Below are 19,158 nucleotides of genomic sequence, written 5' to 3' on the forward strand. Positions count from 1 at the left end.
TGAAAACCGCGAATAACGACACCAAATGCGACGTAGTTGGGTCGCGGAACGCAAAAGGCCCCGGTCCAGGGACCGGGGCCAAACGCGGAGACGGGGGGATTTGAACCCCCGGTGGAGTTGTGCCCCACACTTCATTAGCAGTGAAGCCCATTCGGCCGCTCTGGCACGTCTCCAATTGCTATTCCTAGCCCACCAAGGATACGCAGAACGGGGCATGCAGCGCAAAACGGCTTTCCGCGGCCCCGCCCAGGCCCCCGGCGGCGCGGCTACGAAGCGTCGCCGGCGAGGGTACGCCACAGGAAATGCTGGCTCCGCGCCTGCAGCGCGGCAGCCTGCCGGTTGTCTGATGCTCCGGCGTGGCCGCCTTCGAGCGCTTCGTGGAACCAGACATTCGGAATGCCCATGGCCTCCATCCTGGCGGCCATCTTCCGGGCCTGCACCGGGCCCACCCTGTCATCGGACGTGGCCGTCCAGATAAACGTTTCCGGGTATTCCACCCCGTCCTTGAGCAGGTGGTAGGGCGAAAATGTCTTGATGTAGTCCCACTGTTCGGGCACGTCCGGGTCGCCGTACTCGGCGATCCACGAGTGTCCGGCGGAGAGCCTGGTGTAGCGCCGCATGTCCAGCAGCGGAACGCCGCACGAGACCGCGCCGAAAAGCTCCGGGTAGCTGGTGAGCATGTTGCCCACCAGCAGGCCACCGTTGGAGCCGCCCACGCAGCCGAGGCGTTCACGCGACGTCACGCCGCGCGAGATCAGGTCCCGCGCCACGGCAGCGAAATCCTCGTAGGAGCGGTGCCGGTTCTCCTGCAGGGCGGCCCGGTGCCAGCCGGGGCCGTATTCCCCGCCGCCGCGGATGTTCGCCACCACGTACACGCCACCCCGGGAGTGCGAAGCTTCCGCGGGACCGCCGGACGCTGCGCCGTTTGATCCACCTGTCCGGCGCTCCAGCCAGGCCCGGCCCACGGTGCCGCTGTATGCGGGGGTGCGGGACACTTCGAACCCGCCGTAACCGGAGAGCTGGGTGGGGTTCTGTCCGTCGAGCACCAGGTCGCGGGACGCAACCTGGAAGTACGGGACCCGCGTGCCGTCCGCGGACACGGCGAAGTGCTGCTGCACCTCGTACTGGGAGTCATTAAAGAACGACGGCGACGCCTTGACCGCCGTGTGGCTGCTCACCACGCCTGCCGTCCCGGCGTCGCCGGAACTCCGTTCGAGCGTCCCGCGCATCAGCGTGCTGGGCGTGGTGAATCCGGTGGCGACCAGCCAGAAGTCGTCGCCGGCGCCGCCGTCGGACGGGCCGTCGTCCTCGTCGTCCACCGCGTACGCGTTCACGTCGTGCAGCGGCGGGCAGGCATCCAGCGGCGTTGAAGCCCACGCGCCGGACCCGCCGTCTGCCGACGGCGCCGACGGATCGAGCACGCGGATCTCCGACGAGACGTCACGCAAGAGGTTCAGCAGCAGGAAATTCCGGGTCCAGCTCCAGGACTGCAGCGACGTGTGGGCGTCGGGGGTGAACAGCACCGACAGCTCCCGGGATCCGGCCAGATAGTCTTCAAACCGTGCAGCCAGCAAGGCGCCGCCCGGATAAACCGTTCCCTCCACCGTCCAGTCCTGGCGGGGACGGAACAGCAGCCACTCGCGGTGCGCGCTGATGTTCACGTCGGTGGGAACGTCGATCTCCACCCAGGATCCGCCTTCCAGGACGGACGTGCGCTGGTTGAAGAAATCGATGTAGTCCACGGCAAACGTGCGTTCAAAGCCGGGGGTGGAATCGTGCGCCACCACGGCCAGCATGTGGTTCTCGGGCACTTCGAACAGGAGGGGCGCGGTGGCGAGCTGCTCACCGCGGCGCAGCGTCACGGCCGTGCGTGCATAGGAGGAGGCCGTCCGCGGCAGCCCCTCGGCGGTGGAGGCGACCAGGAGCGTATCGCGGTCCAGCCAGGAGACGTTGCCCTTCGCCGTCGGCAGGTCGAACCCGCCGTCAGCCGGCGCGACGAAGCCGCGCGCCTCGACGTCGTACTCGCGGTAGCGGTTCGCGTCGCCGCCGTCAGGGGAGAGGGCCAGCAGCGCGTGGCGGTGCGGTTCGCCGACCGCGGGCCGGAGGAACGTGGCTCCGTGGAACACCCACTCGACTCCCTCGTCGGCCGCAAGGGCGTCCACGTCCAGCAGCACATCCCACTCCGGGGCATCAGTGCGGTAGCTCTCCCACGTGGTGCGGCGCCACAGGCCCTTGGGGTTCGCCTGGTCCTTCCAGAAGTTGTAGTACCAGTCGCCGCGTTTGCCCACCATGGCGATCCTGTCCGTGGAGTCCAGCACCTCGAGGATGCTGCCTTCCAGGGCGGCGTAGTCGGCGTCCTCCAGCAGGTCCTCCGTGCGGGCGTTCTGCTCGCGGACCCAGGCCAGCTGTTCCTCGCCGTAGATCTCCTCGAGCCAGATGTTCTCGTCGGTGGGTTCGGGGGAAACGGCTGGGGGAGTGGAACCGGGCGCTGAGTCAGCTTCAGTGGTGGTCATGCGCCCCATCCAAACAACATGTGTGCGCAGCTAGCAAGTCAAGCGGGTAAGTCACGAGCCGATACTCTGGATGCCGTGGGTACATCGCAGCTAATCCGGACCGCCATCATCGGCGCCGGCCCTCGAGGTACCAGCGTCCTGGAGCGCCTCCTGGCACATGCCGCAGCCCGTCCCGGTGCCGCGGCCCTCCAGATTGACGTGATCGACCCCTACCCCGCCGGGTCCGGCCATGTGTGGCAGCCGGGCCAGTCGCGGCTGTACCTGATGAACACCCAGTCGTTCTACCCCACCCTCATCCCGGAGGACCCGGCCCTGGCCCCTCCGGTCGCCGGGACCACCTTCAACGGCTGGCGCGCGCGGCAGCTGCGCACCCCGGTGCCATCGCTGACAGAAGACGAACGGTCCGAGCTGGCCACGCTGGGCCCCGGCGACTTTCCCAGCCGCGCCATTTACGGCCGCTACCTGCGCTGCACCCTTGAGGATCTGCTGAAGCGGCTGCCCGACGGCGTGACCGTCCGGTTCCACGAAGCGTCCGCGGAGTCGGTGGTTCCGTCCGGGGACGGAACATTCGACGTCGGCCTGGCAGGAGGCGGGTCGCTGCAGGCTGATTCGGTGGTGCTGGCACTGGGGCACATCCCCTCCCGGCTTAATCCTGAACAGCGGGAGCTTCAGTCATCCGCCGCACGGATGGGCCTGCGCTATCTTCCGCCGGCAGTTCCCGCGGATGTGGACTGGGACGAGATCCCGGCCGGTGAGCCCGTCCTGGTCCGGGGCATGGGCCTGAACTTCTTTGACGCCATGGGCCAGCTCACCGAGGGACGCGGCGGCAAGTTCATTGACGCCGGCCACCGGCTGGACTACCGGCCTTCCGGCCAGGAACCCCTGATCATTGCCGCATCCCGCCGCGGCACCCCCTACCGCACCAAGGCTGCCCTGAACGGGTACTACCCGCGGTCCGTCCGGCTGCGGTACCTGACCGGAGCAGCGCTGCAGCGGTTCAGCGCCGCCGGGATCCGCCCCGGCTTCGACCACGACCTCTGGCCGCTGCTCCACCGGGACACGCTCTGGGCCTACTACTCCACGCTGGTGCGCTCACAGTCCGGCGCCGTTGCGGAGCCGGCTGCGTTCCTGGACTCCCTCGACCACGCGCTGCACCCGCACAGCCACAGCGCGGCCAACTGGGAGGACGCCATGGCCAGCGTCCTCGCCATCCATGTCGCGCCGCGCCACCGGCTGGACCTCCGTGGCCTCGCCGCACCGCTGGCGGGCCGGACCTTCGCCTCCCGCACCGAACTGGACGCCGCCGTCGTTGAGTACCTGATGGATGACGCCCGCCGCTCCGCCCTGGGTGAGGACGACCCCTTGAAGATGGCCATCGGCGCGCTCCACCACGGCCGTGCAGTCCTCAAGACCGCCGTGGCCGACGGCGGCATCACCGACGAATCGTGGGTGGCCGGGCTTCGTGGCTGGTTCGAGTCCTTCGTTGAGGGCCTGGCCAGTGGGCCGCCGGCGCTGCGTGCCGAACAACTGGCCGCCCTGGCCCGCGCGGGCGTGGTCAGCTTTGTGGGTCCGGACCCCAAGTTCGGGCTGGACCGCCGGACCGGGATGTTCACGGCGGCCTCGCCGTGGGTGAAGGGTCCGCCGGCTGCGGCAACGACGATGGTGGAGGCGCTCGCGCCCGCCAACCGGGTTTCGGCGAACGATTCCCCGCTTATGACACAGCTCCTGGCGGACGGGCTGGTGCGGCCGAGGCTCATGATGACGGCAGAGGGTGCGCCCGTGCAGGCCACTGGCCTGGACGTCAGCCCGCACCCCTACCGGCCCGTGGCAGCCAACGGGTCAGTCACCGACGGGCTCTATGTCCTGGGCCTGCAGCTCTCGGCAGCCCAATGGGGCACGGCCATCGCCGCCGAGGCAGTCCAGCCGGGCGGCCCCACCTACCCCAGCGGGCAGCGGACCCTCCGCGATGCAGACGAAATCGCGCAGGCCATTTTGCGCCGCTGACCCTCCACCCCCGGACGCTCTCTCACTTCCTGCAGGATTTTCCGGAACGCTCTCTCACCGTGGGACGCCAACCGGCCGCCACGTAACAACCGCACATCCTGCGCAGAAATATTCGCAAGCCTCACCGGCGCGTTGCGGGGCGGTGAGTCATCCCGCTTGACGCCCCGTGCCTCAGTGACGCCGATATCGCCCGCCGAAGAGCATCGCGTGTTGCGCCGCCGCGGCCCTGCGCGTCGCTGTGTTGACGGTGATGACGACGCGTTACCTCGTTGCCTTACGCCGGATTGCCCCAGGTTTCGCTGCACGTCACCGCATGCAGCGCTGTGTCGGTGCACGACGCCACGGGGACTCCCGTTACCCCGGATGGCCTGCCGTTGCGTGCGGTTTCGCGCTGTGAACGCACCTCTTCTGCCGCCGATTCTTCTCTGCTCTAGTGGTTCCCACGAGCCAGCCGGCCCGGATCCAGACCTGATCTGCAGAAAGAATCGCCACCATGAAAAACCGACTCCTGCCCGCCCGAACTCTCCCTGCCGCAGGCATGGCAGCTGCCATGGCCGCAGCCGTGGCAGTCTCGCTGGTGCTGACCGGTTGTGGCGGTGCGGCGACGGCACAGCCCAACGGGAGCGACGGCGGAACCGAAGTGAAGACCGTCCGCTACCAGGGTTCGCCCAACACCGTTGCCCTGGTGGAAGTGGCGGAGGACCTCGGCTACCTGAAGGACGTGAAGCTGGAGTGGGTCAGCAACACCACCAGTGGACCGCAGAGCATCCAGTCCGTGGCCACCGACCAGACCGACATCGGGGGAGCGTTCACCGGCGCCGTGATCAAGCTGATCGAAGCCGGCGCCCCCGTCCAGGCCGTCGTCAACTACTACGGCGAGGACAACGAGACCTTCACCGGGTACTACGTGGAGGAGGGAAGCCCCATCAGGACCGCCCGGGACCTCATCGGCAAGAAGATCGCCGTGAACACCCTGGGCGCCCACCACGAAGCGGTCATCACCACGCACCTGAAGAACAGCGGCCTGACGGCGGAGGAAATCAAGCAGGTGCAGCTCGTTGTGGTCCCGCCGAACGAGACCGAGGTGGCCCTCCGCAAGAAGCAGGTGGACGTCGGGACCCTGGGCGGGGTGCTCCAGGACCGGGCGATCGCCGAGGGCGGCATCCGCGCCCTATTCACCGACGTCGGCGTGATCGGCGGACCCTTCGACGCCGGCCAGTACGTCCTGCGGAAGGACTTCCTCGCGAAGAATCCGGAAACCAGCCGCACGCTGGTGACCGGCGTCGCCAAGGCCATCGAGTGGGAGCGCACCACCCCGAAGGAGCAGGTCATCGCCAAGTTTGAGGAAATCATCGCCAAGCGGGGCCGCAACGAGAGCGCCGAGGCCCTGAAGTACTGGAAGAGCGTTGGCGTGGCGTCGCCCGGCGGCCGGATCCAGGACCGGGACTTCACCCGCTGGGCCGACTACCTGAAATCCGCGGGAATCATCACCGGCGACCTGGACACCAACAAGCTCTACACCAACGAGTTCAACCTGCTCGAAACCCCAGTGCCGGCTGCAACCTCGAAAGGCTAGAAGATGACACCCAAGATCAGTCTCCAAAACGTCACCAAGGAATTCACCGTCCGGCCGGGCAAGGGCAAAGGCGGCGGCAAAAGTATCCGGCGCCAGGCGGAACCCTCCGTCCTCACGGCCCTCGATGACCTCAGCCTGGACGTGGCTGCCGGCGAGTTCCTCACCCTGGTGGGCCCCAGCGGCTCCGGCAAGACCACCCTCCTGGACCTGCTGGCCGGGCTGTCCCGGCCCACGTCCGGAAAAGTCCTCGTGGACGGCAAGGAAGTGACCGGGCCGGGCCAGGACCGAGCCGTCGTCTTCCAGCAGTACGCGCTGTTCCCCTGGCGTACGGCCTCAGCCAATGTCTCCATCGGCCTGGAGAACACCGGCCTGTCCAGGAAGGAACGCGCGGCCAAGGCCAGCGAGTTCCTCGACCTGGTGGGCCTGGCGGGGTTCGAAGACCGGTACCCCCACGAACTGTCCGGCGGTATGAAGCAGCGCGTGGCCATCGCCAGAAGCCTCGCCTATGAGCCGGATGTTTTGTTGATGGATGAGCCTTTCGCGGCCCTGGATGCGCAGACCCGCGAACAGCTCCAGGACGAGCTCCTGCGGATCTGGAAAGCCACGGGCAAGACCATCGTGTTCATCACCCACGGAATCGACGAAGCGGTCTACCTCGGCCAGCGCGTGGCAGTCCTCAGCGCCCGCCCGGGCAAGCTCAAGGAAATCGTGGACATCAACATTCCCGACCGCGACGGCGACGCGGACATCCGCTCGCACCCCGCCTTCGTGGAACACCGGCACCAGGTCTGGTCCCTCCTCCACGATGAGGTCCGGCTCGCCCAGGGCTCCGGCCACCGGAAGATCCTCCCGGACGGCACAGCCCCCGATGAACAGCCCCTTGAAAGGAGCGCGGCCTGATGACCGCTGTGTTGACCCGACCGCCTGAGGCGACTGCCGACGTCGGACATTCCGCCCCGCCGGAAACGCGGCACCAGAGCGGCAGACTGTCTGTTCTGGCAGGCTACGCCGGCCGGGCAGGCTGGAAATCCCTGGCCGTCCTGCTGTTCCTGGCCCTCTGGGAATTCGGCCCACAATACCTGGCAGGACCGTCCACCCGTGTCTTCCTGCCCCCGCTCCACGAGGTGCTCGCCGACGGAGCCAAACTGGTCGAATCCGGCCAGTTGCAGAGCCATCTGCAGGCCAGCCTGACGCGCTCGGTCTCCGGTTTCGGAATCGCCGTGGTGTCCGCCGTGGTGCTGGGGCTCCTGATCGCCTGGTACGGCTGGCTGAACTCGTTCCTGAACCCGCTCCTGGAGCTCTTCCGCAACACAGCCACCCTGGCCCTGCTGCCCGTGTTCACCCTGCTGCTGGGCATCGGCGAGGAATCCAAGATCACCATCGTCGCCTACGCCGCGTTCTTCCCGGTCCTGCTCAACACCATCGCGGGGGTCCGGACCGTGGACCCGCTGCTGATCCGGGCCGCCAAATCACTGGGTCTGAACAGCTTCCGGCTCTTCCAGAAAGTGATCCTGCCGTCGGCAGTGCCAACGATTTTCACCGGAATCAGGATGGCCGGAACGTCGTCCATCCTGGTGCTGATCGCGGCCGAAATGGTGGGAGCCAAAGCCGGGCTGGGCTACCTGATCGTCAATTCGCAGATGAGCTTCCTCATCCCGGACATGTACGCCGGCATCCTGACCGTCTCCGTGCTGGGCCTGCTCGTCAACGTCCTGCTCGTGGCCCTGGAACGGCACTTCTCCCGCTGGCGCACCGCCGTCGGTTCCGGCACCTGACACACCCACTCTCCGCACCACTGACCAGTAAGGAACAAGCACATGACCACCATCACCGAAACCAAGCTCGAATTCACCAAGCTGGGCTCCCGCATCGGCGCCGAAATACGCGGGCTGGACCTCAGCGCAGACCTCAGCGCGGACACCGTGGCGCAGATCCGTGCCGCCCTGAACGTCCACAAGGCCCTGGTGTTCCGCAACGCCAACATCCGCACGGACGAGGACCAGGTGCGTTTTGCCAGCCGTTTCGGCCCGCTCACCAAGGCCCACCCCACGGTGGCTTCCGTGGAGGGCAAGCCTGCGGTCCTGCCTGTGGACAGCGAAAACGGCAGTGCGAACAACTGGCACACGGACGTGACCTTTGTGGTCAATCCGCCCCAGGCCTCCACGCTGCGCAGCATCACCCTGCCTGCCTATGGCGGGGAAACCCTCATCGCCTCCTCGGCCGGCGCGTACCAGGACCTGCCGGACGAGCTGCGGAACTTCGCCGACACTCTCTGGGCCATCCACACCAACGACTACGACTACTCCGTGCCCAAGAACCTGGAACACGCCAACGCCGAAGAACGGCGCAAGGAATTCACCAGGATCCACTTCGAATCCGCCCACCCGGTGGTCCGCGTCCACCCCCTGACGGGCGAGCGGGGCCTCTTCATTGGCGGCTTTGCACAGCGGCTGCGGATCGTGGGGCTGTCCAACACCGAGTCCAAGGACATCCTCCGGCTCCTGCAGGCGTACGTGACCCGCCCGGAAAACGTGGTCCGGGTGAACTGGGAGCCGGACCAGCTGGTGCTCTTCGACAACCGCATCACCCAGCACTACGCCCCGGACAACTACGACGGCCAGCCCCGCACGCTGAACCGCGTGACCATCGCCGGCGACATTCCCCGCGGCGTCGACGGCCGCAGCAGCACGTCCATCAAAGGCGACTCGTCGACCTACTCCGAGACCGTGGTGGTGCCCTAACAGGCCTTCCCCACGGCGCCTGGCCTCCTTGGTCCTTAACCTGAAGGTGCCCTTCCCCGGCAGATTCCGCCGGAGAAGGGCACCTCAGCTTTTGGAGACAGTGACGTAAGTGGCCTCAGGCCTCCGGGGACGGCGAAGCAGTATCCGCCGGCCTGTTGTCCGCGACGATCTTGAACATGGCACCCGTGGGGTCGGCCAGGGTAGCCAGCCTGCCGAAGGAGGAATCGTCGGGTCCGTCAACGAGTGTCGCCCCGAGGGAGACGGCTTTCCCGATCGAGGCATCCGCGTCCTCCACTGAGAAGTAGATCTGCCAGTTGGACGGAACCTCCGCCGGAAGGTAGCCGGAGGCGTCCATGATTCCCGCCTTCGCGGAGTCCCCGGCGCCGAGGGTGGTGTACCGGAACTCCGGAGTGTCACTCATGACGTCCGTCTCCCAGCCGAAGACCTTCTGGTAGAAGGCCACGGCGCCGTCATAGTCCTTGGCGTGGAGCTCGTGCCACGCGGCAGCGCCGGGCTCGGCCACCAGCTCATAGCCCCGCATTTCGCGGGGCTGCCACACGCCAATCGCCGCGCCGGTGGCGTCACCGAAGATGGCCATGTGGCCCTGTTCGGGAACATCCATCGGTTCCATGTGCACCTGGCCGCCGTTTGCGGTGACCGCCGCAGCAGTGGCAGCGGCGTCGTCCGAGCGGAGGTACGTGGACCAGACGTCAGGCATGCCTGCCTGGTCCGCATCCTTCTGCATCAGCCCGGCCACGGTCTTGCCGTTCTTGCGCGCCGTGGTGTAGCCGCCGTACTTCTCCTCGTCTCCGGTCTCGTATTCCCAGCCAAAGAGTTCGCCGTAGAACTGGCGGGCCCGGGTGATGTCTGATGTCATCAGGTCGATCCAGCAGGGTGCGCCGGGGGTGATCTCGGGTGCAGGCATAGTTGACTCATTTCTGTCGAAGGATGGCAACACGAACGAGACTATGCCGGGGCACTGACAGTTTCAATGGTCCGGTGCAGTGGTCCGGCGGCGGCGCTCCGGCCCGCGCTGTTCCCCAGGAAACGAAGAACCCCGGTTCGCCAGAATCTGGTGAACCGGGGTTCCATTCGCGGAAGGTAAGAGATTCGAACTCTTGGTACGGGGTTACCGCACACTAGTTTTCAAGACTAGCTCCTTCGGCCGCTCGGACAACCTTCCCTAACGAGTAGTGTTTCATAGGCAGTTGGCTGCAACAAAACAGAGTCTGGCGTGCGTCCGGTGCACACTGGTTTTGGGGCACGAATCAGCAAGAAACGGGAGTTTTCCATGAAAGCCGTCTACATTTCAGAACCTGGCGGTCCGGAGGTGCTGGAAGTCCGTGACGTGGACGCTCCAATTCCGGGACAGGGAGAGGTGCTGATCGACGTCATCGCAGCTGGCCTCAACCGTGCCGACGTGCAGCAGCGCAGGGGTTTCTACCCGCCGCCGCCCGGCGCATCCGACATCCCGGGCCTTGAAGTCTCCGGCAGGATCGCAGGCTTCGGCCCCGGGGTCAGCAAGCCCTTTTCCGTGGGCGACAAAGTGGTGGCGCTCCTGGCCGGCGGAGGCTATGCCCAGCAGGTCATCGTTCCGGCGGAGCAGGTCCTGCGGATTCCCGAGGGCGTCGACGTGGTCACTGCGGCATCCCTGCCCGAGGTGGCCGCAACTGTGTACTCGAACCTGGTCATGACCGCGCAGCTGCAGGCCGGCGAAACCGTGCTCATCCACGGCGCCACCGGCGGCATCGGCACCATGGCCATCCAACTGGCGAAGGCGCTGGGTGCCCGGGTTGCCACCACGGCCGGGAACGACGAAAAAGTGGGCACCGCGAAGGCGTTCCTGGGGGCCGACATCGCCATCAACTACGTCGACGAGGACTTTCCGGAGAGCCTGAGGCGCCAGAACGGCGGCAAGGGCGCCGACGTGATCCTGGATGTGGTGGGAGCGAAGTACCTGCCCCAGAATGTGGACGCGCTGGCCGACTACGGACGGCTGATTGTGATCGGCCTCCAGGGTGGGACCAAGGGCGAGCTTGACCTTGGCCAGCTGCTCAGGAAGCGCGCGGCCGTGGTGGCCACCGCGCTGCGGCCCCGCCCCGTGGCGGAAAAGGGCGCCATCATGAACGCCGTCCGGGAGTCCGTGTGGCCGCTCATCACCAACGGACAGATCCGGCCGCTTGTGGCCAAGACGTTCCCGCTGGACCAGGTCCGGGCAGCCCACCGGTATTTCGACAGCGGCGAGCACGTGGGCAAGGTCCTGCTGGTCATGTAGCGGGTACTGCCGGGGGCGCGCCGATAAATACTCAGTATTGCTTCGGGTGGGCAAGTGGGCTAGTCTCACTCCATACGCGGTATGCACGGGTCTTGGGGGTCCGTGCATACCGACGCTGACGCCACCGCTAGGAGCATCATGTCAATCCGCCACAGCCTCCTCGCCCTGCTGCAGGACCAGCCGCGTTACGGCTACCAGCTCAGGGTTGAGTTCGAGAACCGTACGGGCGCCACCTGGCCCCTGAACATCGGGCAGGTGTACACCACGCTGGACCGGCTGGAACGTGACGGCCTGGTCAGCAATGACGGCGGCGACGGCGAAGGCCACGTGGTCTACAGCATCACCGCCGCAGGGAAGGCTGAAGTGCAGGGCTGGTTCGCGGCCCCCGTGGAGCGCAACAACCCGCCGCGGAATGAGCTCGCGATCAAGCTGGCGCTCGCCGTGACGCTCCCGGGGGTGGATGTGCAGGCCATCATCCAGGCCCAGCGGGTGGCGTCCATCCGGGCCCTGCAGGACTACACGAAGTCACGCCGGGACACTGCAGCAAACCAGCGCTCGGCGGATACGGCCTGGCTGCTGGTACTGGATTCCCTGATCTTCCAGACGGAAGCGGAGGTCCGCTGGCTGGACCTCTGCGAGGCACGCATGGTGCAGCAGGCGCAGTCCGCCGGCCAGGGAGCAGCACGGAAAACGTCTAACGGGGTCACTGTGGAAGAGGCTGCCCCGCTCATCGCGGATAGCCGCCGGTGAGTGTCCGGGGGCCGCAGCAGGTCCTTGAACTCGCCAGGGTCAGCAGGACGTTCGGTGAGGGAGCGACGGCGGTCGCTGCACTGCGGGAGGTTGACCTCACCGTCAGTGCCGGCGAGTTCGTCGCCGTGATGGGACCGTCAGGTTCGGGCAAATCGTCCCTCCTGGCGCTGGCCGGGGGACTGGACCGGCCGACGTCGGGCGGTGTCTTTGTGGAGTCCACGCCCCTGGGCGGGCTGGGACTGAATGAACTGGCGCGGCTGCGCCGCCGCGCCGTCGGCTATGTCTTCCAGGACTTCAACCTGGTCCCCACCCTGACTGCTTCCGAAAACGTGGCACTTCCGCTGGAACTGGACGGAACCGCCGCGAAGAAGGCACAGCGGCAGGCGCTGGATGCCCTGCGGCAGGTGGGCATCCCGGAACTCGCCGACCGTTACATGGACCAGATGTCCGGCGGCCAGCAGCAGCGGGTCGCCATCGCCCGGGCCATTGTGGGTGACCGCCGGCTGATCCTGGCCGACGAACCCACGGGAGCCCTGGACTCCACCACCGGCCAGGGCGTGATGGAGGTGCTGCGTGGCCGGGCTGACGCCGGGGCAGCGGTCATGCTCGTGACCCACGAAGCGCGGCACGCCGCCTGGGCTGACCGGGTGGTTTTCCTCCGGGACGGCCGGATCGTGGACCAGGCTGCTGCCATGCACGATCCCGCCATGCTGTTGGCGCAGGCCGGATACTGACGTGGCGCTGGACCTGAAGCCGGCGCCCGGGGCGCGCCGGCAGGCTTTCCGTGTCGCCGTTCGCATGGCGCGGCGCGATATCCGCCGCCACAAAGGGCGCTCCCTCCTCATCATCCTGCTGATCATGCTGCCGGTGGCGGCCATGACCGGTGCCCTGACGCTGTTCCAGAGCAGCCAGGAGACCGTTGCGGAGCGCGTGCAGTACCAGCTCGGCGGCACGCAGGCCCGCTTCCGGCCGATGGCCATGGCCAACGGCCATATGGTCCAGGACCCCGTCAACGAAACCCGGGTCACTTCCAACAACTGGGACCGCGACCCTGATTTCGTGCCGAAGGATCCGCAGGACGTGCTGCCCGCTGGCTATGCCGTGCTGCCAGAAACCACCCTGGACCTGACCGCTGAGTCGGGCGCGGCCGAGGTGCCGCTCGTCGGTCGGGCCGTGGACGCTCTCGCCCCGGCCTTTGCAGGCAAGTACACACTGCTCCAGGGCCGGGCGCCTGCGACCGGCGCCGAGATGCTCGTATCGCCGGGGCTGCTGGAACGGTTCGGGCTGGGACTGGGGGAGGAGCTGTCGACGTCGGCCGGGACGTTTGTGGTGGTGGGGACTCTTCGCGACGCCGGCTATTCGGACAGCAACTCGATCGTGTACCTCACACCCGGGCAGGGCGGCCTGGGTGACCAGGCGACGAAGGAATCCGCACAGTCCGGGGTACCCCAGCCGGCAGTGGTCAAAGGCACGATGTATTACCTGGTGGGCCCGGAACCCGTGACCTGGAGCCAGGTCCGGGAGGCCAATGCTGCGGGGGTCGCCGTGCTGTCCAGGACAGTGGCTTTGAACCCGCCACCTGAGGACCAGCGCGGTACGGACGGCGCATCAACGGGGTACGACAGCTCAACGCCCTTCTCCGCATACGTGACGGGGGCGTTCCTCGGCGCGCTGGCGCTTCTCGAAGTGGGGCTGCTCGCGGGCGCCGCGTTTGCCGTCGGCGCCAAAGGCCAGGTCCGCGAACTGGCACTGCTGGCGGCGTCGGGAGCCGAAACCGCCACCCTCCGCTCGGTGGTGATGGCCGCGGCACTCTGGTTGGGCGGCATCGCCGTTGCAGCCGGTGCGGCCACCGGACTGGGGGCGTCCGCCGCCGTCGTTTTTGTGGCGCGCATGAATGGGTCGGTCCGTTTCCCGGGCTTCCATCCGGACACGCTCCTGACCGTCGTGGCCATGGCCATGGGCTTCGCCGCCTGCCTGCTGGCCGCGCTGGCACCTGCGCGGCAGGTGGCACACCAAGCCGTCCTCGGTGCGCTCAAATCGGGACGGGCACCACTCGCCGCCGGCAGGCGGCCTGCGGTCCTCGGCGCCGTCCTGCTGGTCGTGGCCGCCGCCGCACTGGCAACGGGGAGCTGGCTTGCCCTTTCCAGCGCAGACCCGGATGTTTTCATCTCGCGGACGCCGGTCATCGCCTGGTTCCTGCTGGGAGGCGCCGTCCTGGGTGTGGTGTCCCTGGTCCTGCTGACCGGGAGCGTGGTGGCGTTCCTCGCCCGGCGGGCCGGGCGGTTGCCACTCGCGGCCCGCATGGCCGCCAGGGATTCTTCACGCAACCGCAGCCGGACGGTGCCCGCGGTGGCTGCCGTCCTCGCGGCCGCCACCCTCGCCAGCGCCGGCATGGTCCTGGCTTCCAGCCAACAGGCCAACGAACAGGAAAACCACTACTGGTCGGCCCTGCGGAACCAGGCGGCCGTGCCGCTGTTAGCCGGACAGGCCATGCAGGCCGACGGAACCGTGCCGGAACCGAAACAGATGGACCCTGCCGCGGTGGCATCAGCACTGGACGGTGCCCTGGACACGGTTGAATGGACCCGTGTGCTTCGCACGCCCGGTATCCGGAACTGCGAGATGCGCCCGGAACTCATTGACGCCGCACCTGCCCGGACGTCCACATCGAGCTGCCTGCAATACTCCCTGGCCGTTCCCGAAGGCAACGAGTGTCCGAAGACTGCCGGCCAGCGTGTCCTCGACCCCGACGACTGGCGCTGCCAGGGACCGATGCGCCCGTATGCATCCCAGGGCAGCGTCGGCTCAATCGTCGTCGGGACAGCGGATGACGTGGAAAAAGTCCTTGGAAAGGCGCCGACGGCGGAAGCGCGCGACGTGCTGGCCGCCGGCGGGATGGTGGTGACCAATCCCGTCTTCGTCCGCGACGGGCGCGTGGCCCTTGTGGCGCAGGACGTGCGGAAACCCTCGCCCGGGGTTGCCAACGCCGATGCCTTCCAGGGATACCAGGAAGAAGGCAGGACGGACCTGGCCGCGGCGGTGCTGGAGCCGGACGTCAATGTGCCCTACTACGGAATCGTTTCCCCTGAGGCTGCGGCCGCAGCGGGAATGCTCCTGGAAGACGGGGCATTGCTGGTCCAGCTCAGCGCCTTCCCCGATGCCGCCCAGACGGACAAGGCGTCCTCCGCCCTCGCCGCTGTCTACGGGAACCAGTACACGTCGCTGCGTGTGGAGCGCGGGGCGGAACGGGATTCCTCGCTGATTCTCTGGTCCATTGTTGGTCTGGGTGCGCTGATCACCCTGAGCGCGGCGGGCATCACCACGGGGCTGTCCATGGCGGACGCCCGCAAAGACCATGTGACCCTTGCCGGCGTGGGGGCGGCCCCACGGCTTCGGAAAGCGCTCGCAGGTTCGCAGGCCCTGATGACGGCGGGTCTGGGAACCGTGCTGGGAAGTGCTGCCGGCACCGTGCCCGCGGTGCTGGTGGTGACCGCCACCGGGCTGGCGCGCACCGCCGTCGTTCCCTGGCTCCAGTTGGCCGCCCTGCTGGTCGCCGTCCCGCTGACCGGTGCCGCCCTGGCCTGGCTGTTTACCCGGGCGAGGTTGCCGATGTCCCGCCGGGAGGCCGGGACCTGAGCCGTACTCCGCAAAAAGGCCTGGAACCGGGCGGAATTACGTCACACAGTTGGGTCTTTTTGATTGGACCGATCGGGCCTACGGTGGGAGGCAGGACGCTGTCCAGCCCGGGCAGCCGGATACGGAGGAACCTCTTATGACAACGCATGTTGCCGATTGCAGTGTTACCCGTTGCTCCTTCAACGACCACGAAGGCTGCACAGCCCATGCCATCACGGTCGCAGGAAGTACTGACCACGCCAGTTGTGCCACCTTCATTGACACCGGCATGCACGGTGGGTTGCCCAAGGTCCTGGCAGATGTTGGAGCGTGCCAGCGTTCCGAGTGTGTCCACAACGACCATTTGATGTGCAATGCCCCTGAAGTCCATGTGGGACCGGGTGCTGACAACGCGGATTGCCTCACCTACTCGCACGCGTAGTTGCGGCTCCCATCCGGGACCAGACATCCAGAAGGCCTCCGCCCGGGAAACCCCGGACGGAGGCCTTCCGTGCGCTCAGCAGGGCAAACAGCCCGCCGGCGCCCGGCGGGACCGTCGCTTGGCGCCCGGCGCCCGCCGCTCATCGCAGGGACACGCAGGCCAGCCGCAAAGCGGGCCTCTTGTTGGCCCCGCATTGGTAGGGTGCCTTGGAGCAAATCACTGACGCAGTAAATCTCAAGGAGGAGACATGGCCGGAATGCCAGACGAACTGAGTGGCCCGCGGCCCGGGGGTGGCCAACTGGCCACCGACCCGAAGCTGCCGGCAACTGCCGTGGACGACGCCGTCCGTGAGACCGAAGACAAGAAATGGACCCCCGCCAAGATTGCGCTCTGGGCAGCCATCGCCCTGCTCGGCGGCGTTGCCTGGTTCATGGTGGCCATTATCCGGGGCGAGACCGTCAATGCGATCTGGTTTGTCTTTGCCTCGGTCTGTACGTACCTGATCGGTTACCGCTTCTACTCCAAGGTGATCGAGCGGTACATCACCAAGCCCGATGACCGGCGCGCCACACCCGCCGAGTACAAGGCTGACGGCAGGGACTACGTCCGCACCGACCGCAACGTCCTGTTCGGCCATCACTTCGCTGCGATTGCCGGCGCTGGTCCGCTGGTGGGACCCGTTATCGCCGCCCAGATGGGATACCTCCCGGGCACCATCTGGATTGTTGTGGGCGTCGTCCTCGCCGGAGCCGTCCAGGACTACCTGGTGATGTTCTTCTCCATGCGCCGTGGCGGACGTTCCCTGGGCCAGATGGCCCGCGAGGAGCTGGGCGTCATCGGCGGCACCGCTGCGCTGATTGCCACCCTGCTCATCATGGTGATCATCGTCGCCATCCTCGCCCTCGTCGTCGTCAACGCCCTGGGCGAAAGCCCCTGGGGCGTCTTCTCCGTCGGCATGACCATCCCGATCGCCCTGTTTATGGGCGTGTACCTGCGCTTCCTCAGGCCCGGCAAGGTCATGGAAGTCTCACTCATCGGCTTCGTGCTGCTCATGGCGGCCATCATCGGAGGCGGCCTTGTCGCGGACACAGAGTGGGGCGCTGCGTTCTTCACTTTGGACAAGGTAACCATCGCCTGGGGCCTCATCGTGTACGGCTTCATCGCCGCCATCCTCCCTGTCTGGCTCCTGCTGGCGCCCAGAGACTACCTCTCAACATTCATGAAGATCGGCGTGATCGTGATGCTCGCGCTTGCCATCATCGTGGTCCGGCCGGAAATCACTGTCCCGGCCTTCAGCGAGTTCGCCAGCAGGGAGAACGGGCCGGTCTTCCCGGGGGCCTTGTTCCCGTTCCTGTTTGTCACCATTGCCTGCGGCGCGTTATCCGGTTTCCACGCCCTGATCTCTTCCGGCACAACCCCCAAGCTCATCGAGAAAGAGCGGCAGACCCGCTTCATCGGCTACGGCGGCATGCTGATGGAGTCCTTCGTGGCCATCATGGCCCTCGTCGCGGCGATCTCCATTGACCGCGGACTCTACTTCGCCATGAATGCCCCTGCCGCGCTGACCGGCGGAACCGTGGAAACGGCCGCCACCTGGGTCAACAGCCTTGGACTGGCCGGCGTGAACATCAGCCCGGATCTGCTGTCCGAGACGGCCCGGAACGTCGGCGAGGAAAGCATCGTCTCCCGCACCGGCGGCGCCCCCACCCTGGCCGTCGGCCTGGCCCACATCATGCAGCAGTTCGTCGGCGGCACCGCGATGATGGCCTTCTGGTACCACTTCGCCATCATGTTCGAGGCGCTGTTCATCCTGACGGCCGTCGACGCCGGGACGCGCGTGGCACGCTTCATGTTGCAGGATTCGATCGGCAACTTCGCCCCGAAATTCAAGGAGCACTCATGGCGCCCCGGCGCCTGGCTGTGCACCGCCATCATGGTGGGCGCCTGGGGAGCTGTCCTACTGATGGGTGTGACAGATCCGCTGGGCGGGATCAATACGCTGTTCCCGCTGTTCGGCATCGCCAACCAGCTGTTGGCTGCCATCGCCTTGTCGGTCTGCCTGGCCATCGTCGCCAAACGCGGAACCTTCAAGTACCTGTGGATTGTTGCCCTGCCGCTGGCCTTCGCAGCGGTGGTCACTATTACGGCCAGCTTCCAGAAGATCTTCTCCCCGGTCCCGGCCGTGGGCTACTTCGCCAACAACGCAGCCTTCTCGAAGGCGCTCGCAGACGGCAAGACCGAATTCGGCTCCGCCAAGAGTGTGGTCGCAATGGAGGCCGTGGTCCGCAACACGGCAATCCAGGGCTGGCTGTCCGTTATCTTCGTGGTGCTGAGCATCATCGTTATTGCCACCGCGGTCCTGGCCACTTACAAGGCCTTCCGCAACTGGCAGGCGGGAATCGCCAGCAGCAACCACGAGGATGAGGCACGGCCGTCCAGGGTCTTCGCACCAGCCGGGCTTATCCCCACCCCCGCGGAACGGGAGCTGATGGCGGAATGGAACAAACTGCCCGCCGACCTGCGGTTCGAAAGGGCACGGCACCACTGATGAGCGCAGGGTTGGCCGCCGTTGCCACCGGGTTCCGGGAGATCGCCCGGTACCTCGGCGGTGTCCTCGGCGCGGACGCGTACTCCAAGTATGTGGAGTACCACCGGGAGGCAGGGCACCAGGAGCCTCCACTGACCGAACGGGAGTTCTGGCGGGACCGGACGGACCGCCAGGACTCAAACCCGCAGGGCCGGTGCTGCTGACGTGACGGGCTTGCCCGGCGGGGTTGCGATCCGCAGGCTCGGTCCGGAGGACGCTGAGCTTTTCAACAGGCTGTCCGAGGCTGACAACCTGTTTGACGAGGACCCTTCCGGAGCGCCGTCGGGGGCATTAACGCCCGACGGCGCCCGCGCCTTCCTGGCCGATCCGTCCGTGCTGTTCTGGGTCGCCGAGTCCGGCCCGCTGACAGTGGGCTTCCTGCATTGCATCGTGCAGCGCAGGCGCACCGCCGGACCCTGGGCCGAGCTGCTGCTGATGGAGATGGGGGTCCATACCGAGTGGCGGCGGCAGGGAGTCGGCACTGCCCTCGTCTCAACCATGGAGCTCTGGATGGCCGGCAACGACGTGTTGGAGGTGTGGGTTCCGGCGAATACCTATGCTGTGGGTTTCTACCTGAAATCCGGCTTCACACCGGACGAGGGCGAGATTCTGGTCAAGCAGCTTCATTGACTGGCTTGGGTGCCGCCGGCTCGTG

At 66.9% G+C, this 19,158-nt stretch carries 15 protein-coding genes and 2 tRNA genes; 13 read left to right on the top strand and 4 right to left on the bottom strand.

What is annotated here, in order from left to right; translation table 11 throughout:
• Positions 1-85 precede the first annotated feature (85 nt).
• Positions 86-173, bottom strand: a tRNA-Ser gene (locus J2X42_RS17830).
• A 93-nt stretch (positions 174-266) separates the two neighbouring features.
• Entirely contained in the window at positions 267-2,513 is a 2,247-nt protein-coding gene (locus tag J2X42_RS17835; protein WP_310167171.1) for a prolyl oligopeptidase family serine peptidase, read from the bottom strand.
• Positions 2,514-2,588: 75 nt separating this feature from the next.
• Here J2X42_RS17835 and J2X42_RS17840 point away from each other — a divergent pair, with 75 nt between their 5' ends.
• The 5 genes from J2X42_RS17840 to J2X42_RS17860 all read left to right on the top strand — a co-directional run bounded on the left by J2X42_RS17840 (position 2,589) and on the right by J2X42_RS17860 (position 8,834).
• On the top strand, positions 2,589-4,517 hold the full coding sequence (locus tag J2X42_RS17840; RefSeq protein WP_310167172.1) for an FAD/NAD(P)-binding protein: 1,929 nt from the start codon (positions 2,589-2,591) through the stop codon (positions 4,515-4,517).
• 493 nt (positions 4,518-5,010) lie between these two features.
• Positions 5,011-6,093 (top strand): ABC transporter substrate-binding protein, encoded by a 1,083-nt coding sequence (locus J2X42_RS17845; protein WP_310167173.1) that lies wholly within the window; start codon positions 5,011-5,013, stop codon positions 6,091-6,093.
• 3 nt (positions 6,094-6,096) lie between these two features.
• On the top strand, positions 6,097-6,993 hold the full coding sequence (locus tag J2X42_RS17850) for an ABC transporter ATP-binding protein (RefSeq protein WP_310167174.1): 897 nt from the start codon (positions 6,097-6,099) through the stop codon (positions 6,991-6,993).
• Positions 6,993-7,868 carry an ABC transporter permease gene (locus J2X42_RS17855; protein WP_310167175.1) on the top strand — a complete coding sequence of 292 codons (876 nt, stop codon included), beginning with the start codon at positions 6,993-6,995 and terminating at the stop codon, positions 7,866-7,868. The genes J2X42_RS17850 and J2X42_RS17855 overlap by 1 nt, the downstream gene beginning before the upstream one ends.
• Before the next feature lie 42 nt (positions 7,869-7,910).
• The gene (locus tag J2X42_RS17860; protein WP_310167176.1) at positions 7,911-8,834 is read left to right on the top strand and encodes a TauD/TfdA family dioxygenase; all 924 of its coding nucleotides are present in this window, start codon (positions 7,911-7,913) and stop codon (positions 8,832-8,834) included.
• Between the two features lie 115 nt (positions 8,835-8,949).
• Here the strand turns inward: J2X42_RS17860 and J2X42_RS17865 are convergent, their stop codons facing one another.
• On the bottom strand, positions 8,950-9,759 hold the full coding sequence (locus tag J2X42_RS17865) for a VOC family protein (protein ID WP_310167177.1): 810 nt from the start codon (positions 9,757-9,759) through the stop codon (positions 8,950-8,952).
• Between the two features lie 170 nt (positions 9,760-9,929).
• A tRNA-Ser gene (locus tag J2X42_RS17870) sits at positions 9,930-10,017 on the bottom strand.
• A gap of 108 nt (positions 10,018-10,125) precedes the next feature.
• Between J2X42_RS17870 and J2X42_RS17875 the strand changes: the two genes are divergently transcribed.
• The 8 genes from J2X42_RS17875 to J2X42_RS17910 all read left to right on the top strand — a co-directional run bounded on the left by J2X42_RS17875 (position 10,126) and on the right by J2X42_RS17910 (position 19,133).
• Entirely contained in the window at positions 10,126-11,109 is a 984-nt protein-coding gene (locus tag J2X42_RS17875; RefSeq protein WP_310167178.1) for an NAD(P)H-quinone oxidoreductase, read from the top strand.
• A gap of 138 nt (positions 11,110-11,247) precedes the next feature.
• Positions 11,248-11,859 carry a PadR family transcriptional regulator gene (locus J2X42_RS17880; protein WP_310167179.1) on the top strand — a complete coding sequence of 204 codons (612 nt, stop codon included), beginning with the start codon at positions 11,248-11,250 and terminating at the stop codon, positions 11,857-11,859.
• On the top strand, positions 11,856-12,593 hold the full coding sequence (locus J2X42_RS17885; protein ID WP_310167180.1) for an ABC transporter ATP-binding protein: 738 nt from the start codon (positions 11,856-11,858) through the stop codon (positions 12,591-12,593). The genes J2X42_RS17880 and J2X42_RS17885 overlap by 4 nt, the downstream gene beginning before the upstream one ends.
• 1 nt (position 12,594) lies before the next feature.
• Complete coding sequence (locus tag J2X42_RS17890) at positions 12,595-15,495, top strand: FtsX-like permease family protein (RefSeq protein ID WP_310167181.1); 2,901 nt, start codon at positions 12,595-12,597, stop codon at positions 15,493-15,495.
• Positions 15,496-15,631: 136 nt separating this feature from the next.
• Positions 15,632-15,916 carry a DUF1540 domain-containing protein gene (locus J2X42_RS17895; protein ID WP_310167182.1) on the top strand — a complete coding sequence of 95 codons (285 nt, stop codon included), beginning with the start codon at positions 15,632-15,634 and terminating at the stop codon, positions 15,914-15,916.
• Between the two features lie 247 nt (positions 15,917-16,163).
• A complete protein-coding gene (locus tag J2X42_RS17900) occupies positions 16,164-18,464 on the top strand; it encodes a carbon starvation CstA family protein (protein ID WP_310167183.1) in 2,301 nt (766 codons plus the stop codon).
• On the top strand, positions 18,464-18,667 hold the full coding sequence (locus tag J2X42_RS17905) for a YbdD/YjiX family protein (protein WP_310167184.1): 204 nt from the start codon (positions 18,464-18,466) through the stop codon (positions 18,665-18,667). The genes J2X42_RS17900 and J2X42_RS17905 overlap by 1 nt, the downstream gene beginning before the upstream one ends.
• A gap of 1 nt (position 18,668) precedes the next feature.
• The gene (locus J2X42_RS17910) at positions 18,669-19,133 is read left to right on the top strand and encodes a GNAT family N-acetyltransferase (protein WP_310167185.1); all 465 of its coding nucleotides are present in this window, start codon (positions 18,669-18,671) and stop codon (positions 19,131-19,133) included.
• Positions 19,134-19,158: the final 25 nt, after the last annotated feature.

This window comes from Arthrobacter sp. BE255 (genome assembly GCF_031457335.1).
Lineage (GTDB): Bacteria > Actinomycetota > Actinomycetes > Actinomycetales > Micrococcaceae > Arthrobacter.